General features: G+C 61.0%; 20 protein-coding genes. 12 read left to right on the top strand and 8 right to left on the bottom strand.

Annotation, left to right across the window (positions count from 1 at the left end):
• Positions 1 to 93, top strand: a 93-nt coding sequence (locus CGA21_RS25465) for an IS3 family transposase (RefSeq protein ID WP_188263828.1), incomplete at its 5' end; no start/stop codon positions are given.
• A gap of 101 nt (positions 94 to 194) precedes the next feature.
• Here CGA21_RS25465 and CGA21_RS25460 read toward each other — a convergent pair.
• A complete protein-coding gene (locus tag CGA21_RS25460) occupies positions 195 to 1076 on the bottom strand; it encodes a LysR substrate-binding domain-containing protein (RefSeq protein ID WP_020799477.1) in 882 nt (293 codons plus the stop codon).
• 159 nt (positions 1077 to 1235) lie between these two features.
• Here CGA21_RS25460 and CGA21_RS25455 point away from each other — a divergent pair, with 159 nt between their 5' ends.
• From CGA21_RS25455 to CGA21_RS25430, 6 genes are all read left to right on the top strand, one after another.
• Positions 1236 to 2873: a 5-guanidino-2-oxopentanoate decarboxylase gene (locus CGA21_RS25455; RefSeq protein WP_110752818.1), complete on the top strand. Its 1638-nt coding sequence runs from the start codon at positions 1236 to 1238 to the stop codon at positions 2871 to 2873.
• Positions 2870 to 4330 carry an aldehyde dehydrogenase family protein gene (locus tag CGA21_RS25450; protein ID WP_188265309.1) on the top strand — a complete coding sequence of 487 codons (1461 nt, stop codon included), beginning with the start codon at positions 2870 to 2872 and terminating at the stop codon, positions 4328 to 4330. The genes CGA21_RS25455 and CGA21_RS25450 overlap by 4 nt, the downstream gene beginning before the upstream one ends.
• Positions 4331 to 4626: 296 nt before the next feature.
• Positions 4627 to 5730: an extracellular solute-binding protein gene (locus CGA21_RS25445; RefSeq protein WP_020799480.1), complete on the top strand. Its 1104-nt coding sequence runs from the start codon at positions 4627 to 4629 to the stop codon at positions 5728 to 5730.
• Between the two features lie 173 nt (positions 5731 to 5903).
• The gene (locus CGA21_RS25440) at positions 5904 to 6812 is read left to right on the top strand and encodes an ABC transporter permease (protein ID WP_188265308.1); all 909 of its coding nucleotides are present in this window, start codon (positions 5904 to 5906) and stop codon (positions 6810 to 6812) included.
• Positions 6809 to 7657, top strand: a complete 849-nt coding sequence (locus CGA21_RS25435) for an ABC transporter permease (protein ID WP_007986104.1) — start codon at positions 6809 to 6811, stop codon at positions 7655 to 7657. Before CGA21_RS25440 ends, CGA21_RS25435 begins: the two co-directional genes overlap by 4 nt.
• A gap of 18 nt (positions 7658 to 7675) precedes the next feature.
• Positions 7676 to 8731 (top strand): ABC transporter ATP-binding protein, encoded by a 1056-nt coding sequence (locus CGA21_RS25430; RefSeq protein ID WP_188265307.1) that lies wholly within the window; start codon positions 7676 to 7678, stop codon positions 8729 to 8731.
• A gap of 135 nt (positions 8732 to 8866) precedes the next feature.
• On the opposite strand, the gene CGA21_RS25425 is transcribed toward CGA21_RS25430, so the two are convergent.
• Complete coding sequence (locus CGA21_RS25425; RefSeq protein WP_188265306.1) at positions 8867 to 9808, bottom strand: AraC family transcriptional regulator; 942 nt, start codon at positions 9806 to 9808, stop codon at positions 8867 to 8869.
• A 406-nt stretch (positions 9809 to 10214) separates the two neighbouring features.
• Here CGA21_RS25425 and CGA21_RS25420 point away from each other — a divergent pair, with 406 nt between their 5' ends.
• Positions 10215 to 10568: a putative quinol monooxygenase gene (locus CGA21_RS25420; RefSeq protein ID WP_188265305.1), complete on the top strand. Its 354-nt coding sequence runs from the start codon at positions 10215 to 10217 to the stop codon at positions 10566 to 10568.
• A 41-nt stretch (positions 10569 to 10609) separates the two neighbouring features.
• A complete protein-coding gene (locus CGA21_RS25415; RefSeq protein ID WP_188265304.1) occupies positions 10610 to 10840 on the top strand; it encodes a hypothetical protein in 231 nt (76 codons plus the stop codon).
• On the opposite strand, the gene CGA21_RS25410 is transcribed toward CGA21_RS25415, so the two are convergent.
• Both CGA21_RS25410 and CGA21_RS25405 read right to left on the bottom strand, forming a co-directional pair.
• Entirely contained in the window at positions 10841 to 11470 is a 630-nt protein-coding gene (locus CGA21_RS25410) for a flavin reductase family protein (RefSeq protein ID WP_110752832.1), read from the bottom strand. It abuts the gene before it with no gap.
• Positions 11471 to 11710: 240 nt separating this feature from the next.
• Positions 11711 to 11926, bottom strand: a complete 216-nt coding sequence (locus CGA21_RS25405) for a hypothetical protein (protein ID WP_110752834.1) — start codon at positions 11924 to 11926, stop codon at positions 11711 to 11713.
• A 344-nt stretch (positions 11927 to 12270) separates the two neighbouring features.
• Here CGA21_RS25405 and CGA21_RS25400 point away from each other — a divergent pair, with 344 nt between their 5' ends.
• On the top strand, positions 12271 to 13026 hold the full coding sequence (locus tag CGA21_RS25400) for a hypothetical protein (RefSeq protein ID WP_110752836.1): 756 nt from the start codon (positions 12271 to 12273) through the stop codon (positions 13024 to 13026).
• A gap of 119 nt (positions 13027 to 13145) precedes the next feature.
• On the opposite strand, the gene CGA21_RS25395 is transcribed toward CGA21_RS25400, so the two are convergent.
• The 4 genes from CGA21_RS25395 to CGA21_RS25380 all read right to left on the bottom strand — a co-directional run bounded on the left by CGA21_RS25395 (position 13146) and on the right by CGA21_RS25380 (position 19552).
• A complete protein-coding gene (locus CGA21_RS25395) occupies positions 13146 to 14465 on the bottom strand; it encodes an MFS transporter (RefSeq protein WP_188265303.1) in 1320 nt (439 codons plus the stop codon).
• A 282-nt stretch (positions 14466 to 14747) separates the two neighbouring features.
• The gene (locus tag CGA21_RS25390) at positions 14748 to 16079 is read right to left on the bottom strand and encodes a sigma-54-dependent transcriptional regulator (protein ID WP_188265302.1); all 1332 of its coding nucleotides are present in this window, start codon (positions 16077 to 16079) and stop codon (positions 14748 to 14750) included.
• On the bottom strand, positions 16064 to 17839 hold the full coding sequence (locus CGA21_RS25385) for an ATP-binding protein (RefSeq protein ID WP_110752842.1): 1776 nt from the start codon (positions 17837 to 17839) through the stop codon (positions 16064 to 16066). Before CGA21_RS25385 ends, CGA21_RS25390 begins: the two co-directional genes overlap by 16 nt.
• 189 nt (positions 17840 to 18028) lie before the next feature.
• Complete coding sequence (locus CGA21_RS25380; RefSeq protein ID WP_008061943.1) at positions 18029 to 19552, bottom strand: fumarate hydratase; 1524 nt, start codon at positions 19550 to 19552, stop codon at positions 18029 to 18031.
• Between the two features lie 396 nt (positions 19553 to 19948).
• Between CGA21_RS25380 and CGA21_RS25375 the strand changes: the two genes are divergently transcribed.
• Positions 19949 to 21055 carry a GGDEF domain-containing protein gene (locus CGA21_RS25375; RefSeq protein ID WP_110752844.1) on the top strand — a complete coding sequence of 369 codons (1107 nt, stop codon included), beginning with the start codon at positions 19949 to 19951 and terminating at the stop codon, positions 21053 to 21055.
• Complete coding sequence (locus CGA21_RS25370) at positions 21048 to 21983, top strand: iron-sulfur-binding ferredoxin reductase (RefSeq protein WP_188265301.1); 936 nt, start codon at positions 21048 to 21050, stop codon at positions 21981 to 21983. Before CGA21_RS25375 ends, CGA21_RS25370 begins: the two co-directional genes overlap by 8 nt.
• The last annotated feature ends 120 nt before the right edge of the window (positions 21984 to 22103 follow it).

Genomic DNA, 22103 nt, shown 5'->3' with positions numbered 1-22103 from the left:
GACTACATCCACTATTACAATCACCAACGCATCAAACTGAAGCTAAACGGACTGAGCCCTGTTGAATACAGGGCTCGATCTGTTCAGGTATAGATTTACGATCGTCCAACATTTCGGGGTCAGTCCAGAGCGTGGGAACGATCATACGAGTACACACCTGCAGGAGCGAGCATGTTCGCTCCTGCAGGTTTCGATTACCGCGATTGCGCCTGTTCCACCAGCCAACCCATCAACTCGCGCAACTTCGGAGAAGGTGCGGGTTTCTCCGGGAAAACCAGGTAATACGCCAGCCCGGTTTTCACCTTCAATTCAAAGGGCATGACCAGCCTCCCGGCACTCAGGTCATCGCCAATCAACGACCAGTCACCGATCGCCACCCCCGTGCCCTGGGACGCCATCGACATGGCCAGGTCCAGCGTTTCGAAATGCTGGCCCTTGCTCACGTTGCTCAAGCGAATATCCGCCGTGGCCAGCCAGGCCTTCCAGTCCCGTTCATCCCGGGTCGGGTGGAGCAACATGTGTTGCTCCAGGTCCTTCGGCGATTGGAGCGGCACCGAACCTTCGAGCAATGGCTGGGAACACACCGGCGTCAGTTGCTCATCGAAGAGTTTTTGCGACAGCAGTGAGCTGTCCGGCGGCGCGCCATACATCACCGCGGCATCGAACTGCTCGCGATGAAAATCCACGCCGTGCTTGACCGTGGTGGTGAGCTCCACCGGCACGTCCGGGCGTTCCCTTTGCCATTGCAACAGGCGTGGCAGCAACCAGCGCATGACGCAGGTCGGAGCCTTTAGCTGCAGGGTTTCGCGCTTCTCGCCGATCTGTTCGACCGCTTCGTCGATCAAGCCGAAAATCTGCTGGACCCGTGGCAGCCATTCCCGTCCTTCGGCGGTCAGGTCCAGGCCTCGAGCCTGACGTATAAATAATTCGTAACCCAGGAAATCTTCCAGCCCGGCGATCTGCCGACTCACCGCGCCCTGGGTGATAAATAGCTGTTCAGCAGCACGGGTGAAATTGCAGCACTGCGCGGTAATCAGGAATGTGTGCAGCGCCGGCAGGGGAGGCAGTCGTTTCATCGGGATCCAAGGTATGACGTGAGGACATGGCTAGTATGACTTTTTATCCATTGTTGCGGCTATGTGTCGCCCGTTCCAATGAGGCCATCCCTGGACCTGCGAACCCATCATAAACATTGCGCAGGCCCGGCGTCTCAAACGAACAAGAAGGGCAATGACATGGCGACGTGTGGCGAAGTATTGGTCAAGTTACTCGAAGGTTACGGAGTCGAGCAGGTGTTCGGCATTCCCGGGGTTCATACCGTGGAGCTGTATCGCGGGCTGGCCCGTTCGAGCATCAACCACGTCACCCCGCGTCACGAGCAGGGCGCCGGCTTCATGGCTGACGGCTATGCCCGCACCAGCGGCAAGCCGGGTGTGTGCTTCATCATCACCGGTCCGGGCATGACCAACATCACCACGGCAATGGGCCAGGCTTATGCCGACTCGATCCCGATGCTGGTGATCTCCAGCGTACAGACCCGCAACCAACTGGGCGGCGGTCGCGGCAAGCTCCACGAACTGCCGAACCAGAGCGCACTGGTCGGCGGCGTGGCGGCGTTCTCCCATACCCTGATGTCGGCGTCCGAATTGCCGGACGTGCTGGCCCGTGCCTTCGCGCTGTTCCAGGCCGGTCGCCCGCGCCCGGTGCACATCGAAATTCCATTGGACGTACTGGTTGAAGAAGCCGATGACCTGCTCGCCAGCATCCCGGTAAACATCGACCGCGCCGGTGCCGCACCGTCCGCCGTGAGCCGCATGACCGAGCTGCTGGCCGGTGCCAGGCGTCCGTTGATCCTCGCCGGTGGTGGCGCCATCGATGCCGCCGCCGAATTGACCGAGCTGGCCGAATTGCTGGACGCGCCCGTGGCGCTGACCATCAATGCCAAGGGCATGCTGCGCTCCGCTCACCCGTTGCTGATCGGCTCGACCCAGAGCCTGGTTGCCACGCGCGCACTGGTCGCCGAGGCCGACGTGGTGCTGGCCATCGGTACCGAGCTGGCCGAGACCGACTACGACGTGACCTTCGCCGGTGGTTTCGAGATTCCTGGCAAGCTGCTGCGCGTCGACATCGATCCGGACCAGACCGTACGCAACTACCCGCCACACGTGGCCTTGGTCGCCGACTCGCGCAACGCCGCCCAGGCCTTGCTCAGCGCGCTGTCGCACAAGCCACTGGCCGAGCGCCGCAACGATTGGGGCCAGGTGCGCGCCGCCCGTTTGCGCGAAGAGCTGGCCGCCACCTGGGACGCGCCGACCCTGGCCCAGAGCCGCTTCCTGGAAACCGTTCTGCACGAACTGCCGAACGCGGTATTCGTCGGTGATTCGACCCAACCGGTGTACACCGGCAACCTGACCTTCAACCCGGAACGCCCGCGTCGCTGGTTCAACTCCTCCACCGGTTACGGCACCCTCGGTTACGCCTTGCCGGCGGCGATTGGCGCCTGGTTGGGCGGCACCGTCGAAGGCGGCGCACGTCCTCCAGTGGTGTGCCTGATCGGCGACGGCGGCCTGCAGTTTACCCTGCCGGAACTGGCCAGCGCCGTTGAAGCGCGCACCCCGGTGATCGTGCTGCTGTGGAATAACCAGGGTTACGAAGAGATCAAGAAGTACATGGTCAACCGTGCCATCGAGCCGGTGGGCGTGGACATCTACACCCCGGACTTCATCGGTGTAGCCAAGGCATTGGGTTGTGCCGCCGAGGCAGTCAATGCTGTTGAACAATTGCGTACGGCATTGCGTGTTGCCACCGATCGCCAGGGCCCGACCCTGATTGAAATCGATCAGGCCGCGTGGACGAAGGCGGTGTCGAAATGAGTGTTTCCACGACTTTTCCGACGACTTTGGATGGCCTTTTCATCGACGGTAAATGGTCGGCGGGCAAGGAACACTTGCGCGTGATCAACCCGGCGACCGAAGCGTTGTTGACCACGGTGAATGGCGGCGATGAGCGCGCCGTCGATCAGGCGGTCAGCGCAGCGACCAAAGCCTTTGCCGACTGGTCGAAGACCACCGGCGCCGAACGTGGCGCGATCCTGCGCAAAATCGCCGCGGGTGTGCAGGCCGGTCGCGACCAGTTGATGCACTTGCAGTCGAGCAACAACGGCAAGCCATTGTTCGAAGCTGCCATCGACGTTGATGACGTGATCGCCACGTTCGAATATTACGCCGGCCTGGCTGAAGGTCTGGACGCGAAACAGGACAGCCCGGTAGAGCTGCCGACCGACGATTTCAGTGCGCGCCTGCGCCGTGAACCGTGCGGTGTGGTCGGCCTGATCGTGCCGTGGAACTTCCCGATGGTCACCACTGCGTGGAAACTCGCCCCGGCCCTGGCCGCCGGTTGCTGCGTGGTGCTCAAGCCCTCGGAAGTGACGCCGCTGCCGGAGCTGGAACTGGCGAGGATTATTGCCCAGGCCGGCCTGCCTGCCGGTGTGTTCAACCTGGTGTGCGGCACTGGCCTGGCCGTTGGCGCACCGTTGTCGGCAGACCCGCGCATCGCCAAGGTGTCGTTCACCGGCAGCAATGCGGTCGGTGTGCAGGTCATGCAGCGGGCAGCGGAAACCGTCAAGGGCGTGAGCCTGGAACTGGGCGGCAAATCTTCCTTGCTGGTGCTGGCCGATGCCGATCTCGACCTGGCGGTGGAAGTGGCCTGCGGTGGCGGTTTCTTCAACGCCGGTCAGATGTGCTCCGCGACCAGCCGCGTGCTGGTTGCCGATGAGCTGGCCGATGAATTCCTCAGTCGTGTGAAGGTCCGCGCCGAAGCCATTCGTGTGGCCGACCCGTTCGACGCGAACGTGGAGATGGGCACGTTGGTCAATCAGGCGCAGTACCAGCGCGTGCTCGGCCATATCGATCGCGGTTTGAGCGCTGGCGCCAAACTGGTTTGCGGCGGCAATCGTCCTGCAGACCTGCCGCGCGGATATTTTTTGCAGCCGACCGTTTTCACTGACGTGCCCCTGGACAGTGCGCTGTGGTGCGAAGAGATTTTCGGCCCGGTGATTTGCGTGCGTCGTTTCGCCTCTGAGGCTGAAGCGATTGCCCTGGCCAACGACAGCCAGTTTGGTCTGGTCGCCAGCGTGGTTACGCGTAACGCAGAAACGGCGGATCGCGTCGCCAATGCTTTGCAGGCGGGGCTCGTGTGGATCAATGCGCCGCAAGTGATATTCCCGCAGACCGCCTGGGGCGGCTACAAGCAAAGCAGTATCGGCCGCGAATTGGGGCCGTGGGGCTTGCAGGCTTTCCAGGAAATCAAGCACGTGATTCGCGCCGTCTGATGCCTCTCCTGTAGGAGCGAGCATGCTCGCGATGGACGTATGGACGACACGGGCTGTCTGATGCCCCGCGTTATCGTTGACGTCCATCGCGAGCATGCTCGCTCCTACAGTGAGGCATGCGCCGGCGTCATGGCTTCAATGAATTTTTATCGATAGTCAGGTGTTTTACACGACCTCAGGATGAACCCGCTGGCTCAGTAAAGCCCCCGAACATACGAGGGGTAAACGCTGAACCGGCCGCGCGGATGCAACAGTTTCGACCTGCCTTATACCTACAAAAACAAAGGGAGTCCGTAATGGGCGAGCATGATCTGAACAGACGTCAATTCATCAAGACCGTGGGCGTAGCCTCGGTTGCCGCGGCGGCCATGAGCCTGCCGTTCGTCAAGGCCAACGCCAGCGACACCCGCTTTCAAGGCAAGACCCTGCGTTTGCTGACCTGGTCCGACGACACCGGCCTGGCCGCACTGCGCAACATCGCCGCGACCTTCGAAGACAAGTACGGCTGCAAGGTCATCGCCGACCGCACCGGCAGTACCTCGGAAATGGTCGCCAAACTCAAGGCCGGCGGTGATCGTCCGCAGTACGACATCATCACCCTGGCCGGCGTCGGTGCCGAAGGCCTGGCCGCCGCCAACCTGCTGGAAAAGCCGGACCTCAACCGTATCCCCAACCTGGTCGACGTACCGGAGAAATACCGCACCGGCGCCAATGGCCACGGTATCGGCTACCTGCTCTGGTGCAACAGCCTGGTCTACAGCACGCGCACCATCAAGCAGGCGCCGGACAGCTACGCCGCCCTGTGGGACGCCGACCTGTCGCCGAACATCTTCCTGCCGCCGCCGAACTGGACCGAGGCCATGGACCTGATCATCATCGCCGCCAAACTGGCCGGTGGTGACGAGCACAACATCGAGCCGGGCTTCAAGAAACTCGCCGAGCTCAAGGACCGTGTGGTGACCCTGGGCGAGAACCCGAACCAGATTGCCGAGCTGTTCCGCACCGGCTCCCTGGACATGGGCGGCCTGTACGCCCCGGCGTTTTTCCCGAAACAGATCCGCGATCCGAACTACGGTCTGGGCGCCACCTTCGGCATGAAGGAAGGTTTCTACACCGACCTGATGCTCTCGGTGATGCCGAAGAATCGTCCGGGCGATACCGACCTGACCTACGCCTTCATCAACCACTCCCTGGACCCGCTGGTGCAGGGCAAGATGGCTGAAGACATCTACAACGGCCCGGTCAACGCCAAGGCGATCATCTCCGCCGAAGCGCGCAAGAGCCCGTACATTCTCACGCCGGAGCAAATTGCCGAGAAGGCGATCATGCATGACAACGCCTTCCTGGCCACCGTGCATGACCAATGGATTCGTCGTTACACGGAAATCTTTTCTTCCTGATCTTCGACCACTGAAGATCCCCTGTGGGAGCGAGCCTGCTTGCGAATGCGGTCTGACATTCACCCTTGATGTCGACTGACAAATCGCTTTCGCGAGCAGGCTCGCTCCCACAAGGGAATGATGTGTCTGGAAGATCTGTGTTTCAGCTGCTTTCCATTGACGAGACTTTTGCTATGGAACACCAACCTTTGACCCATTCGGTCAGTGTCGCTGAGCCGCGCCCGAACCGGGGTGTTTCGCCGACGGCCCGTGCCTGGTTTTTCCTCACGCCGTCGATGCTGTTTCTTGGCGTACTGATTGCCGCCAGCCTGCTGGTGCTGCGCATGAGCGTGGGCACCAAAGGCGCGGAATGGTCCGGGTTCAGCCTGGCCAGCTACGCCCAATTGCTCGAACCCTACTACCTCAAATCGCTGATGCTGACCCTGCGCCTGGCGCTGATCAGCGCGGTGATCGCAGTGGCGCTGGCCATCCCGGTGGCCTACACCATGTCCCGGCTGACCTCGCCCTTTGTGCGCCGGATCTTCCTCGCCGCGGTGCTGTTGCCGTTGCTCGTCAACCTGCTGCTGCAAAGCTACGGCTGGCTGGTGATTCTCGGTCCCGGTGGCATGCTCAACCAGGCGCTGATGGGCCTGGGCCTGATCAAACGCCCGATCATGCTGTTGTACAACCAGAACGGGGTACTGATGGGCCTGGTGCAAACCGCCTTCCCGCTGGCCGTGCTGCCGATTGCCAGCGCGATGCGCGGCGTTGCCCGCAGCTACGAAGAAGCGGCTGCCACCCTTGGCGCCAGTCGTTTCCAGGTGTTCCGCCAAGTGGTCTTGCCGATGAGCCTGCCGGGGATCATCACCGGCGCGACGCTGGTGTTCGCCTACAACGCCAGCAGCTTCGTGGTGCCGCTGCTGCTCGGTGGTCGACGCGTGCCGATGCTGGCGGTGATGGTGCATGACCAGATCGCCCCGCTGATGAACTGGCCCGCCGCGTCCGCTGCCGGCGTGGTGCTGATCGTCACCACCCTGGCGATCATGACCTTGTCCGAATTTATCACTGGCCGTCGTCGGCGCATGCTGGAGGCTTCCCAATGAGCACCCTGACCAAGAAGCGATATGGGCTGTTGCCCGGCGAGACCGGCAAGTTTGCCGGCATCCTTTCGGGCTTTATCCTGCTGCTGGCGGTATTGCCGATCCTGACCATGATCGTGATGTCGTTCAGCGGCGCGTCGAACCTCGACTTCCCGCCCAGCAGCTACAGCCTGCAATGGTACAAGGCAGCCTGGCACACCTTCGTGTCGCCGGACGCGAGCGATGTGCTGAGTCTGGGCAAGGCCATGACCACCAGCCTGATGGTGTCGTGCCTGACCATGGTCTTCGCGACCATCATCGCGGTGCCGGCGGCCTATGCCCTGACCCGTTGCGAGTTCCGTGGCAAGGCCGTGGCGCTGCAATTGATGTCGCTGCCCCTGGTGTTCCCGATGGTGGTGTTGGGCCTGGCGTTGCTGCTGGTGTTCGACAGCCTGCCGTTCCAGATGACCACCTCGCGGCTGGTGATTGCCCACGTGATCCTGGCTCTGCCGTTCGTGGTGAAGAACTGCACGGCGGCCATGCTCTCGATCGGCAGCGAAGTCGAGGAGGCCGCGCAAATGCTTGGCGCTTCACCGCTGCGGGCGATCGTCGACGTGGTGGTGCCGTTGATGAAGTCGGGGATCCTGGCGGGCATGCTGCTGGCATTCATCGTCTCGTTCAACGAGTTCACCGTGACCTATTTCCTCTACACCATCGATGTGATGACCGTGCCGATCTGGATGTACAGCCGCACCGTGTCGTCGCTCGATCCAACCGTATTTTCGTTTGCCGTGCTGATCGTGCTGATCGACTTCGTCCTGATCTGGGCGCTGGAGAAGCTGGTCGGTGAAGGTGGCGTTTCGTTCTGATTTCTTGAGGTGATTCTTATGTCTGGTCTGATTCTGGAAAACGTCGAGAAACATTACGGCTCGGCCTGCGCGGTAAAAGATGTGAACCTGCATTTGCCCGAGGGCAAGCTGGTGTGTTTCCTGGGCCCGTCCGGTTGCGGCAAAACCACCTTGCTGCGCATGATCGCCGGCCTGGAAACCCTGAGCGGCGGCGAGATTCGCCTGGACGGCGAGGACATCGGCCATACTCCGGCACACTTGCGTAATTTCGGCATGGTGTTCCAGTCCCTCGCGCTGTTCCCGCACATGACCGTGGGGGAAAACATCGCCTATCCACTGAAACTGCGCGGGGTCAGCAAGGCTGATCAGCAGGCGCGGGTAGTGGAGTTGCTGGAGTTGATTCAGCTGCAAGCGATGATCGATCGCCCGGTAGCGAAACTCTCCGGCGGCCAACGGCAACGCGTGGCGATTGCCCGGGCGATTGCCAACCACCCGAAAATCCTGTTGCTCGACGAGCCGCTGTCGGCGCTGGACGCCAAGCTGCGTGAGTCGATGCAGGTGGAGATCCGTCAGTTACAACAGCGTCTGAACATCACCACCATCATGGTCACCCACGACCAGCGCGAGGCCATGACCATGGCTGATATCGTTGTCGTGTTGGGTGAGCACAAGGTGCAGCAGGTGGGTACGCCGATCGAGATCTACCGCCACCCGGCCAACGAGTTTGTCGCGGACTTCATCGGCTCGGGCAACATCTTCCCAGCCACGGCGCTGGGCGACGGCAAGGTCAGCCTGCCGGGCGGCGATGCGTTGCAAGTGCCCATCTGCAGCAGCATTGTGGTCGGTGAAAAAGTGAAGATGCTGATTCGCCCGGAAGACCTGCAACTGTCGGCGCCGCAGGCCACGGCGGGTAACCGCTTGCTGGGCAAGGTGACCTTCGTGCGGGATATCGGCGCGACCATCGAGACCACGGTCGAGTGTTCGGGGGTGTCGTTTACCGCACTGAGCACGCCGTGCCAGGGGTTTGGCTTGAGCGTTGGGCATCCGGTGTCGGTGACGTTGCCGGCAGAGGCTTGCCGCGTACTCGGCGCCTGACTGTACTGGCCGCTTCGCGAGCAGGCTCGCTCCCACAGTGGATCTTCTGTGAACACAGCATTTGTTAACACCAAAGATCAAATGTGGGAGCGAGCCTGCTCGCGAAAGGGCCGGCACACCCCACACAAATCTCAGCTAGACACTCAAGCGCAACCGCGCCAGGTCCCGCAATGGCGGCGCGCCGAACAACCGGCTGTACTCCCGGCTGAATTGCGAAGGGCTTTCATAGCCGACCCGATACCCCGCCGCCGAAGCCTCCAGCCCTTCGGCCAGCATCAAGCGCCGCGCCTCCTGCAGGCGTAGCTGCTTTTGATACTGCAACGGACTCATTGCCGTCATCGCCTTGAAGCGGTGATGCAACGTCGACACGCTCAAGTTCACTTCTTTGGCCAGGTCATCGATACGCAGCGGCTGCTCATAGTTGCTGTTGAGCCACTTGATTGCCTGGCTGATGCGATGACTCTGACTGTTGGCAATGGCAATTTCATACAGCCGATGCCCCTGCTTGCTGCGTAACAACCGGTAGAGAATTTCCCGACGAATCAGCGGCGCGAGCATGGTGATGTCTTTCGGCGTGTCGAGCAATCGCGCCAGGCGCAGCACGGCGTCGAGCATTGCGCTGTCGAGACGTTCGACATACAACCCGCGTCCGGTTGGCCGGGTGGGTACGCCGAGGGGACCGGCGTCGGCGATCAGCGCGGTGATCTCCGCGGGGTCTATGTCCAGGCGCAAGGCCAGGATCGGCTCCTCGCTCGAGACATTGACCACCCGCCCGCTCAGCGGCATCGAGACCGAGACCACCAGGTAGTTCAGTGGGTCGTAATTGAAGTACTCGTTCGCCAGCTGAACTTCCTTGCGCCCCTGGGCCATGATGCACAGCGCCGGTTGCGCCAGCACCGGGGCAAATTCGTGGGACTGGCTGTGGCGCGACATGAACAGCGAGCCGATGGCGGTGGCATAACTGCCATCTTCGGCAGTGTTGCGACGGATGATCGCCGCCAGTTCCTTGCGCTGCTTTTCCATGTCGGTGTCCAGCGGGGTTTGCGGCGGGTGTGAAAAGTGATCGAGAGACGACATGCAAGGCATCCTCGGCAAGGCATGGGGGATGGGGCAGAGCATATGTTTGTGCAAGCAACAGCGGTAGACACATCCTGCCAGATGCTTGCCTGATTCTGCACGGGGTGGCTTCTGTTTGTGCACATACTCAGCGCTGGGCAGTTTGCCGAACCCCTGTGGGAGCGAGCCTGCTCGCGATAAACCCGAGAGCGCCGTGGGGTATCAGGTTTCCAGCGTTATCGTTGACGACCATCGCGAGCAAGCTTGCTCCTACACAGGCCATTACCGGCTTGCCCGCTCAGTTTCGCAGGATTGTGCAACGCGCCGGCAGGAATCGACTAACCACACAGGCACATCGGCCTTTAACCTTGGATCCTGTCGCAGCCCGTCCCGCTGGCTGCCTCGCGACTCCCCGGGAGGGTTGAACATGTCAAAGCAGATCCCCGTCAGTCATATGGCCTTTGTCCGGGCACGCCCGGGACGTTCTCAAGAGCTGGGTGTGCGCCTGAGCGCGCTGATCGAACCGTCCCGCGCCGCGCCAGGCTGCCTGAGCTTTGCCTTGCAGCACTCGCAATGCGACCCCGAGTTGTGGCTGGTGTCCGGTTTCTGGGCCAACCAGCAGGCCATGACTGCGTACTTCAGCACGCCGGCCATGGAGGTGTTTGCCGAGCTGGTGCAGGATCTGGTGGTCAACAGCCTGGATTTTCACACCTTCAAGGACGTGTCGGCGGCGCAGGCGTTGGGTCAGTCCGGGGCAGCGGTACACAAACTGGCCGGTTGAGGGTTTAATGGCAGCATTCTCAACTAGCCAGGATGCGCGACATGGCACGCAAAGCCTTTGAAACCTTCGAAGCTGTATCGGCTGTAGTCCCCCGCGAGGGCGGGTATTACGCGGCAATCGCCACCAAAGCCATCGGCGGCTCCGGTGCGCCTCGTTTCAACAAATTGCTGGAAGACCAGACGTTCAAGACCGCCAAGGAAGCGGATGAAGCTGCTGCCCTGCAGCTGACCCACCTCAAGGGGGTCAGTGAAGACGGCGGGCTGGTCTGGTAATCATTTTACCGCCCCCGGGCGATACATCTTGAACAATGCCTCAGGCCCCAGCTGGAAATAATCCGCCGGCCCGCCGCCGCGCAGAATCGGTTCTGCCGCGGCGGTGTCGTACACCCCATCCTTCAATAGCCACTTGGCGATATGCACGGCGACGACTTCGCCGAGAATCAGCCAGCTCGGCACCACATTTCCGTCCGCCCGCTGCAACTGAATAATCTGGGTGACCTTGCATTCGAAAGACACCGGGCTTTCGGCGACCCGTGGCACCCGAATGACTTTCGAGGCGACGGTTGTCAGGCCTGCCAGCTCGAACTCGTTGACCTGCGGCCCGACCATGGCGCTGCTCTGGTTCATCTGTTCCGCCAACGGCCGGGTGGCCAGGTTCCAGGCGAATTCACCGGTCTGCTCGATGTTGTTCAGGCTGTCTTTGCGCCCGACGCTGGAAAAACCAATGATCGGCGGGATGTAGTTGAAGGCGTTGAAAAAGCTGTAGGGCGCGAGGTTCAAGCGGCCTTCGCCATCCTGTGAAGAAATCCAGCCGATGGGGCGCGGGCCGACGATCGCGTTGAACGGGTCGTGGGGCAGGCCGTGGCCATTGGCGGGTTCGTAGTAGTGGATGTCATCGGGCATGGAGAAAATCCTGGGGCTTTCGATAGGCGGTCATGGTGCTGGGACCGGCACTATTTTTCCAGCCAATAAACATCTCGTAGGAGCTGCCGCAGGCTGCGATCTTTTGATCTTGCCGTTGGAAATCAAAAGATCGCAGCCTGCGGCAGCTCCTACAGGTGTTGTGACAGTGCGCATGTTTTTGCTGTGCTCCAGAAATGACTAAGCCCGGCCGAAGCCGGGCTTTGGTGCCAATCTTGCGGATTAGCTGACGGAAGCACCGCCGGTGCGGTCGTAACCATCTTCAGCGACAGTGGCGCTGCCGGTGCGATCGTAGCCATCTGCGGCGACGGTAGCGGAACCCGTACGGTCATAGCCATCTGCTGCAACAGCGGAGCCAGTGCGGTCGTAACCGTCGGCAGCGAAGGTGTTGGCGGCCAGCACGGACAGGGCGATGGCGAGGAACAGTTTGGTTTTCATTTCATTTCTCCAGGTTCTTGGCGTTTTATCTCTTGGGCATGGGTTTCATGCTACGCCAATTAATCTGATTAAAAAGCGCAAAATAATGCTAAAAATAATCGATTAATTAGATGTTAAGGCCGTGAAGCGTTCTGCTTTCAGAGACTGAGTGAACGCATCGCAACTAACCGATCAGGCAAATTCAGGATGGAGGCCGGGCATTAACTCGTGATTAATTCATTCTTCGGCCCGTGTGACAGATTTTTCATAAAGCGCTTACCCATTTTTCACCGCCTCACCTCCAGTCTGCGCACCGCGCCGTACCCAAAGAATGGGCGGTCATTACTACTGGAGTTCGCCCCTCGATGAATAAACTTCCTCAAATCACCCTGGCCTTCTGGGTGATGAAAATCTGCGCGACGACCCTGGGGGAGACCGCAGGTGATTTGCTGTCGATGACCCTCAACGTGGGCTACGCCATCAGTTCGTTAATCTTGATAAGCGTGTTCGTGCTGACCCTGGTCACTCAGCTGATGGCGAAAACCTATAAACCGGTGCTGTACTGGATCGTGATCCTGTCGACCAGTACGGCGGGCACCACCATGTCCGACTTCATGGACCGTACTCTCGAACTGGGCTACGCCACGGGCTCGATGATCCTGATTGCGATTTTGATAGGTATTTTTGCCGCCTGGCGCCTCAGCGGCGATTCGCTGAACGTGACCAAGGTCCAGACCTTCCGTGGAGAGATGTTCTATTGGATGGCGATTCTGTTTTCCAACACCCTGGGCACCGCGCTTGGCGATTACCTGGCCGATGACTCGGGGCTTGGCTTTGCCGGTGGCGCGCTATTGATTGGCTCGACCATTGCGTTGGTCGTGCTACTCAAATATTTCACGAAGATTTCGTCGGTGCTGTTGTTCTGGGTGGCGTTCGTGCTCACCCGGCCGTTCGGCGCGACATTGGGTGATTTCCTGACCAAGCCTCATGCAAAGGGTGGTCTGGACTTTGGCACCATTGGTTCGTCGCTGGTGCTGGCGGGGATTCTGGTGATGATGATTGCAGGGGCTTCGTACGCGCAGAACAAGTACGGGAAGCGGGCGGTAGCCGAGTTGACTTGATACCGAGGCGTCCCCTTCGCGGGCAAGCCTCGCTCCCACAATGGATCTGAGTGAATCAGCCCTTGTGGGAGCGAGCCTGCTCGCGAAGAGGCCGGTATGACCGACCTCTGATGTGGCTGTCAGTCAGTGAGAATCCGCGAGTGCTTGCGGGTGTCCTTCATGGTGACGTACACCAGCAACGACACGGCAATGCAAGCGGTGACATACCAGTAGTAACCGGTTTCCATGCCAATGCTCTTGAACCACAGCGCGATGTATTCAGCGGTGCCGCCGAAGATCGACACGGTCAGGGCATACGGCAGGCCCACGCCCAGGGCGCGGATTTCGGTCGGGAACAGTTCGGCTTTGACCACCGCGTTGATCGAGGTGTAGCCGCTGACGATGATCAGTGCCGCCATGATCAGGAAGAACGCGCCCCACCAGGTCGTGATGGTGTGCAGGGTGGTGAGGATCGGCACGGTGAAAATCGTGCCCAGTACGCCAAAGGCGATCAGGATCGGACGTCGGCCGATCTTGTCCGACAGGCCACCGATGATTGGCTGCAGGCACATGAACAGGAACAGCGTGGCGGCAGAGATGGTGGTGGAGTCGGAAATGCTCATGCCGACGGTATTCACCAGGTATTTCTGCATGTAGGTGGTGTAGGTGTAGAACGCCAGGGTACCGCCCATGGTCAGGCCAACCACGGTCATCAGCTCTTTCGGATGGCGCATCAAGGTGCGCATCGCGCTTTCCTTGGCCTTTTCTTTCTTGGTGAACGACTCGGTTTCTTCCATGCCACGGCGCAGGTACAGCGCGACCACGGCACACAGCGCGCCGATGGCGAACGGGATGCGCCAGCCCCAGGCGTACAGCTCTTCGGTGGTCAGTACATTTTGCAGGATGATCAGTACGCCCAGTGCTATGAGCTGACCGGAGATCAGGGTCACGTACTGGAAGCTGGAGTAGAAACCGCGACGTTCCTTGGTCGCCATCTCGCTCAGGTAAGTGGCGGAGGTGCCGTACTCGCCACCGACCGACAGGCCTTGAAGCAAGCGGGCGAACACCAGCAGGATCGGCGCACCGATACCGATGATTTCATAGCCCGGGCTCAGCGCAATCAGCAGTGAACCGAAGCACATCAGGTACACCGAGGCCATCAGGGCTTTCTTGCGTCCGACTTTGTCGGCGTACAGGCCCATCAGCCACCCGCCGATCGGACGCATCAGGAAGCCCACGGCGAAAATCGCAGCGGTGTTCAGCAGTTGTGCGGTGGTGTCGCCTTTGGGGAAAAAGGTCTTGGCGAAATACAGGGAGAAAGCCGCGTAGACATACCAGTCATACCACTCGACCATGTTGCCGACAGAACCGCTGAAGATCGATTTGATACGGCTGGAGGTGGTTCGTTCTTTTGCCGGCACGGCGGCCGACCCACGGGGCAGGGTATTGGAGTTATCCATTGAAGGATCCTTCGTTTAATTATTTTTTGTGGAGCGCGCGTAAACGCAGCCTGCGGGGTCTATAGCAGGACCTGTGCCAACGGGGAGAGGGCCGGTTTAGAGGGGGATTGAGGTTTGAGTGAGCGGAAATCCGCTTATTCTGGAGAGGGTGTGAGCGAAAAACCGCTTAACGCTTTGATCGTTCCCATGCTCCGCGTGGGAATGCAGCCAGGGACGCTCTGCGTCCCAAAAGCCGAACGCGGAGCGTCCGCTGAGGCATTCCCACGCAGAGCGTGGGAACGATCATTCACCGAGAAACATCTCCCGGTTCAACCCATGCCGCTGCATCTTTTCATTGAACGTGCGGCGCGGCAGCTGCAGTTCTTCAAGCACCGCCTTCACATCACCCTTGTGCCGGGTCAATGCTGCGCGCAGGCACTGCGCTTCAAACGCTTCCTGCTGCGCTGCCAGTGACTGCCCCGGCTCGATGCCCGCTGGCGCAGGCTCGCCAAGCCCCAACACCTGGCGCTCGGCGACGTTTGCCAGTTCGCGCACATTGCCTGGCCAGTCGTGGCTCAACAGATGGCTCAACTGCGGCCCGCTCAACGGCGCAAAGGTTCGCCCCAGTCGCTCTGCAGCACTTTGGGCAAACGCCTCGTACAACAACGGAATGTCTTCGCGACGGTCACGCAGCGGTGGCAGGCGCAATTCGGCGACGTTCAAACGGTAAGCCAGGTCCTCGCGAAAACGTCCGGCCCGTGCTTCGTCGAGCAAGTCCGGCTTGGTCGCAGCGATGATGCGCAAATCCACGCGAATACTCTGGTTCGAGCCCAAGCGCTCAAGCTTCTGCTCCTGTAGCACCCGCAGCAATTTCACTTGCTGCGCCAGGGGCATGCTTTCGATTTCATCGAGAAACAACGTGCCGCCATCGGCGTATTCGAGTTTGCCGATGCGCTTGCCCTGGGCACCGGTGAACGCGCCGCTTTCGTGACCGAACAGCTCGGCCTCGAACAGTTGTTCGGGAATGGCTGCACAATTCAAGGCGACGAAGGGTTTATCGGCGCGCGGCCCGAAATCGTGCAGGCAGCGAGCAACCAGTTCTTTGCCGCTACCGGTTTCACCGCGGATCAATACGTTGACCGGCAACGCCGCCAAATCCAGAACCTGGCGACGTAGCGTCTGCAAGCCACGGGACACACCCAGCAGCGTCGCGTCGAGTTTGGCGCGGTTGTCGGCCTGCTCGTGCAAGGCGCGGTTTTCCAGCACCAGCCGGCGCTTGTCCAGCGCGCGGTGCAGACTGCCAAGCAGGGTTTGCGGGCTGAAGGGCTTTTCCAGGAAGTCGTAAGCGCCATCGCGCATCGCATCGACAGCCATCGGCACGTCGCCATGGCCGGTCAGCAGAATCACTGGCAAGTCGGCATCGCGGCGCTGAACTTCAGCCAGCAGTTCCAGCCCGGACATGCCGGGCATGCGCACGTCGCTGAGGATCACTCCGGGGTAATGCGCGGGCAGTTGCGCCAGGCATTCGTCGGCGCGACTGAACAGTTGCACCTGGAAACCCGACAGGCCCAACCACTGCTCGACGGCGCTGCGGATGCTGCTTTCGTCGTCGACCACCATCACTGAATTGAGCATGTGCCAGGAGCCTCCGGATCGATGGGCAAGGTGAGTGTGAACACCGCGCCGTTGTCGTGATTATCGGCGCTCAGGCGTCCGCCCGATTCGTGAACGATGGCAAAGGATACGGCCAGACCGATACCCAAGCCATCACCCACCGGTTTGGTGGTGAAAAAGGGATCGAAGACTTTCGACAGGTTTTCTTCGGCGATGCCGCCGCCGTTGTCGATGACGCTCAGGCGCCACAGTTGTTCGTCGGCTTCCAGGCGGATTTCCAGGCGTTTGCAGGGTTTGTCCTGCATCGCATCCAGGGCGTTGCGTAGCAGATTGATCAACACTTGCTCCAGGCGAATTGCGTCGCCGCGCACCCATGCCGGGCGCGTCAGGTGCAGTACGGTGCTGACCTGTTCGTCGCGCAGACGAGTGTCGAGCAGCTCAAGCGATTGGTCCACCACCGCCGCCAGGTCCAGGCGTTCGCGCAAACCGCTGGGGCTTTTGCGGGCAAAGGTTTTCAGGTGGCCGGTGAGGGCGGCCATGCGCGTCAGCATGTCATCCACCGGCTTGAGAGCCTTGTAGGCGTCGTCGACCCGGCCGTGCTCGAGCAACAGTCGCAGCGTTGCCAGCTGCATGCGCTGGGCGGTCAGTGGTTGATTGATTTCATGGGCCAGCGCTGCCGACATCTGGCCGAGGGCCGCGAGCTTGGCCGATTGCACCAGACCCTCCTGGGCGGTGCGCAGGTCGCGGGTGCGTTCTTCCACCAGCTGTTCGAGCTCTTCGCGACTACGCTGGCGCATTTTTGCCAGGCGCCAGCGCTGATTGAGGAACAGCAGCAGAAACACCAGTGTCAGCCACAGGCCGGCTGCGGCGAGGGCGGCGTTGCGACTGTCTTCGAACGCCACTTGCGGACGACGCAGCAGGTGCAGCGTCCAGCCCTCGGCGGCCAGCGGCAGGGATTCCCACAGGTAATCCGTCTTGCCGTCCGGACCGTCGACCCGCGCCAGTTCGCTGTTGTCGTCGAAGTGGCGCAACGATTGATAGTCGAGCAGCGTCAGCGGTTGCTTGTCGTATTGGCGGGTGGCCTTGAGCTCGGCCAGGTCGCTGTCACTCAACGGTTTCAATTGGCGATAGCGCCAACCCGGCTGATTGGCGATGAAGATGATGCCGCGTGCATCGCTGACCAGCAGCGTGTCGCTACCCTGGCGCCATTCGCGTTCCAGCTCGGGAAATTCGAGCTTCACCACCATGGCCCCGAGAAACTGCCCGTCGTCGTTGGTCACGGCACTGGAGAGGAAGTAGCCCGGTATCCCGCTGGTCACCCCCACGGCATAAAAACGCCCGGTGCCCTGGGTTCGGGTCTGGTTGAAGTAAGGGCGAAAGCCATAATTGTGGCCGACGTAACTGCTGGGCAAGCGCCAGTTGCTTGCTGCCACGGCGAGTCCGGTGCGATCGAGCAGTTCCAGGGTCGAGGACTCGGCGGCGCCATTGATCTTTTCCAGCTTGCGGTTCAGCACGTCCTGTTGATCAGGGCTGACCGGGCCTTTGAGCGCGTCACGCAGCTGCGGGTCCAGCGCCAGCACCGAGGGCAGGGCGCGGTAGCGTTCGATCAGGGTGTGCAGGGACGTGGCATACAGCGCCAATTGCTGATTGGCACGGGCGGCGTCTTCAACCAGGGACTGGCGCACGGTGTGGCGCATGGCCAGGGTGGCAGCGATGGCGGCACCGGCGATGATCAGCACGGTGTACAGCGCCAGGCGCAGGGATCGGGAAGTCGGCAGCATGCAGTGGACAACAGGAAAAAATGAGGGGGAGCACCATACCATGTGGAGGGCAGTCATCTCTCGCCGGTACCGATGCGCTGGCGCTGGTTTTACCGTGATGGTCGATCCCAGGAGTTTCAGTTTGTTACCAGCCAAAAAAAACCGGCGGGTCGTTGCCGACCGGCCGGTTTTTTGGGGTTTCAGTGCAGCTTACTGCACTTCCACCGCCAGGCTTTCACTGATCTTTTGCTGCCAGATGGCAGGACCGGTGATGTGTACCGACTCGCCCTTGCTGTCGACTGCGACAGTCACTGGCATGTCTTTCACGTCGAACTCGTAGATCGCTTCCATACCCAGCTCGGCGAATGCCACCACGCGGGATTTCTTGATCGCTTGCGCCACCAGGTAAGCCGCGCCGCCCACTGCCATCAGGTAAACGGCCTTGTGGTCCTTGATCGCGTCGATTGCGGTCGGGCCGCGCTCGGATTTGCCGATCATGCCCAGCAGGCCGGTTTGCTCGAGGATCTGACGGGTGAACTTGTCCATGCGCGTGGCGGTGGTCGGGCCAGCCGGGCCTACCACTTCTTCGCGCACCGGGTCGACCGGGCCGACGTAATAGATGAAGCGACCCTTCAGGTCCACCGGCAGGGTTTCACCCTTGTTCAGCATCTCGACCATACGCTTGTGCGCAGCGTCGCGACCGGTGAGCATCTTGCCGTTGAGCAGGACGGTTTCGCCCGGCTTCCAGCTCTGCACTTCTTCCGGGGTCAGGGTGTCGAGGTTGACGCGACGGGCCGACGGACCCGCTTCCCAGACGATTTCCGGGTAGGCGTCCAAAGGTGGCGCTTCCAGGGATGCCGGGCCGGAACCGTCGAGCACGAAGTGCGCGTGACGGGTAGCGGCGCAGTTCGGGATCATGCACACCGGCAACGAGGCGGCGTGGGTCGGGTAATCCATGATCTTCACGTCGAGCACGGTGGTCAGGCCACCGAGGCCCTGGGCGCCGATGCCCAGCTGGTTGACCTTCTCGAACAGCTCCAGGCGCATTTCTTCGATGCGGTTCTGCGGGCCGCGGGCCTTCAGTTCGTGAATGTCGATGGATTCCATCAACACTTCCTTGGCCATCACCGCGGCTTTCTCGGCGGTGCCGCCGATGCCGATGCCGAGCATGCCCGGTGGGCACCAGCCGGCACCCATGGTCGGAACGGTCTTGAGCACCCAGTCAACGATCGAGTCGGACGGGTTGAGCATGGCCATTTTCGACTTGTTCTCGGAACCGCCGCCCTTGGCTGCCACGTCCACTTCCACGGTGTTACCCGGAACGATGGAGTAGTGGATGACGGCCGGGGTGTTGTCCTTGGTGTTTTTACGAGCGCCCGCCGGGTCGGCGAGGATCGAGGCACGCAGGACGTTTTCCGGCAGGTTGTAAGCCCGGCGCACGCCTTCGTTGATCATGTCGTCCAGGCCCATGGTGGCGCCATCCCAACGTACGTCCATGCCTACGCGAACGAAAACAGTGACGATGCCGGTGTCCTGGCAGATCGGGCGGTGGCCGGTGGCGCACATCCGCGAGTTGATCAGGATCTGCGCCATGGAGTCACGGGCCGCTGGCGATTCTTCGCGCAGGTAGGCTTCGTGCATCGCCTGGATGAAATCCACGGGGTGGTAATAGGAAATGAACTGCAGGGCGTCGGCAACGCTCTGAATCAGGTCGTCTTGCTTGATCACGGTCATGAGTCGCGCTCCTCTAAAAGACGGGAACATTCAATAAGGTGCTTGCAGCTTGGGTACTTCGGTCGGTTGCAAGCACCTTTCAAGGCACGCCGGGCATGCTGGCGCGACGCTAAAAAGGCGCGGCAGTATACCGCGCATCAAAGGCAGGTACACGCGCCGGCGGTCAAACCTTGGTCTGATTGTCGTGCCCGATCCCCGTAGGAGCTGCCGAAGGGTGCGATCTTTTGATTTTGTTTTTAAGATCAAGATCAAAAGATCGCAGCCTGCGGCAGCTCCTACAGTGAAATTGTGTCACCCGAAAATTGAATGGTTATTTATCGGCCGCACCACTAAAGTGACATTCGGTCTGTAGAGTAGGACGCTCTGTCAGTCTCCTTTCATAGGGTGAGTCAACGATTGACCCATAACACCATCCAGCGCCTGTTGCTCAAACGTTTTGCCCTCGCAGCCGGCACCTACGCCCTGGCCCTGCTACTGCTGTGGCTGGCGTTTTTTACCGGCCACTACGATGAGCCGCTAGCCAACGTCGCCGTCGGCAGTGGGCTGGTGGTCATCAGCCAGGCGGCGTTGTTCGTGGTGTTTTACAGCGGCTGCAACCTGCGTTTTTCCGACCCCAGCCTGACCGAGACGCAGGTGCTGCTGGGGCTGGGTTGGCAAACCTGGCTGATTGCCAATCTGGATGAGGCTCGTGGCGCGTTTCTGGTGTTCTACGTGCTGATTCTGTTGTTCGGGCTGTTTCATCTGTCGCGCCGTGCATTTGCGCGCTGCGCGTTGCTGGTCTTTTTCAGTTTCAGCGCGATCACGCTTTGGGAGGGCTACCACTTTCAGCTGGCCGACCCGGCGCTGGCCGTATTGCAGGTATGCGTACTGTTCATCGTGCTGGTCTGGCTTGAGCTGTACGCCCGTTACGTCCAGGCCTCCCGCCTGCGCATGCGTCAACGCCGCTTCGCCTTGCAGGCGCACCAGGACACGCTGCGCGGGATGATGCGCCAGCTCGAGGACCTGGTCGCCACCGACGAGTTGACCGGACTGTTCAATCGCCGGCATTTCCTGCGCCTGGCTTCACGCGAACTCAAGGCCATGGACGCCAGCGTCGTGCATGGCCTGGCGCTGATCGACCTCGATCACTTCAAGCGCATCAACGATATTCACGGCCATGCGGCTGGCGATCAGGTGTTGCAGGCATTTGCCGGCGTGGCGTCGGCCTGCCTGCGCGACGGTGATGTCCTGGCGCGCTACGGCGGAGAAGAGTTTGTGGTGTTGCTGCCTGATTGCGATGCCGGGCGATTGACCGCTTGTTGCGAGCGGCTGCGCCTCGCCTTTATCGATGTCGAGCTGATCGGCTTGAAGGTCGGCAGTCTCAGCCTGTCCGCCGGCATGACCCTGCTGTTACCGGGTGATGATCTTGACGAGGCCTTGCAGCGGGCTGACCAGGCGCTTTATCGGGCCAAACGTGACGGCCGCAACCGTTGCGCGGCGGCATGGGAAAACGTCGATGCCTGAGTTGCGCGTTGGTAACCGCCAATGGTCGGTGGCAGCTGGCAGTAATCTGCTTGATGCCCTGAATCAGAACGGCGTGTCGGTGCCTTACAGCTGTCGGGCCGGCAGTTGCCATGCGTGCCTGGTGCAATGCGTGCAAGGGCTGCCGAGCGACAGCCGGCCCGATGCCTTGAGTGCGCTGCAGCGCCAGCAAGGCTGGCGGCTGGCATGCCAGTGCCAGGTGGTCGAGGATCTGCAAGTGCACACCTTCGACCCGCAGCAGGATGGCAGCCCGGCCGAAGTTGCGGCCGTCGATTGGTTGAGCGCCAGCGTGTTGCGCTTGCGCCTCACCCCGCAGCGTCCATTGCGCTATAGCGCAGGTCAGCATCTGGTGTTGTGGGCCGGTAATGTGGCGCGGCCGTATTCCCTCGCCAGCCTGCCGGAGGAAGACCGCTTCCTGGAGTTCCACCTCGATTGCCGCCTGCCAGGTGAATTCAGTGACGCGGCGCGTCAGCTGAGCATTGGTGATCCAGTCCGCCTCGGCGAGTTGCGCGGCGGGGCATTGCATTACGACCCGGATTGGCATGCCCGGCCGTTGTGGCTAATGGCCGCTGGCACCGGCCTGGGGCCGTTGTTTGGCGTGTTGCGCGAAGCGTTGCGTCAGGATCATCAGGGCGCCATCCGTGTCATTCACCTGGCCCATGATGCCAATGAGCATTACCTGGCCAAACCCCTGCAAGCCATGGCCGCCAGTCGTCCGAACCTCAGTGTCGAGTTCTGGACCCCAGCCGGGTTGCCAGCGGCATTGGCGCAAATGCGCCTTGTCTCTCGGCAAACCCTGGCCCTGGTTTGTGGAGCCCCCGACAGCGTTGACGCCTTCGCCCGGCGCCTGTACCTGGCAGGACTGCCGCGTAATCAACTGCTGGCTGATGTGTTCCTGCCCCGTGGTTGAGAGGCTACAGCTCAAGGCAATGGCGGCATTGAACCCAAAAAAGATCGCAACCTGCGGCAGCTCCTACAATGGAATGCATTCCCTGTAGGAGCTGCCGCAGGTTGCGATCTTTTGATCTTT

Source organism: Pseudomonas sp. PSB11 (assembly GCF_014596605.1).
GTDB lineage: Bacteria > Pseudomonadota > Gammaproteobacteria > Pseudomonadales > Pseudomonadaceae > Aquipseudomonas > Aquipseudomonas umsongensis.
Note: the sequence above shows the minus strand (reverse complement) of the source record. Positions and strands in the feature narration are given on the sequence as shown.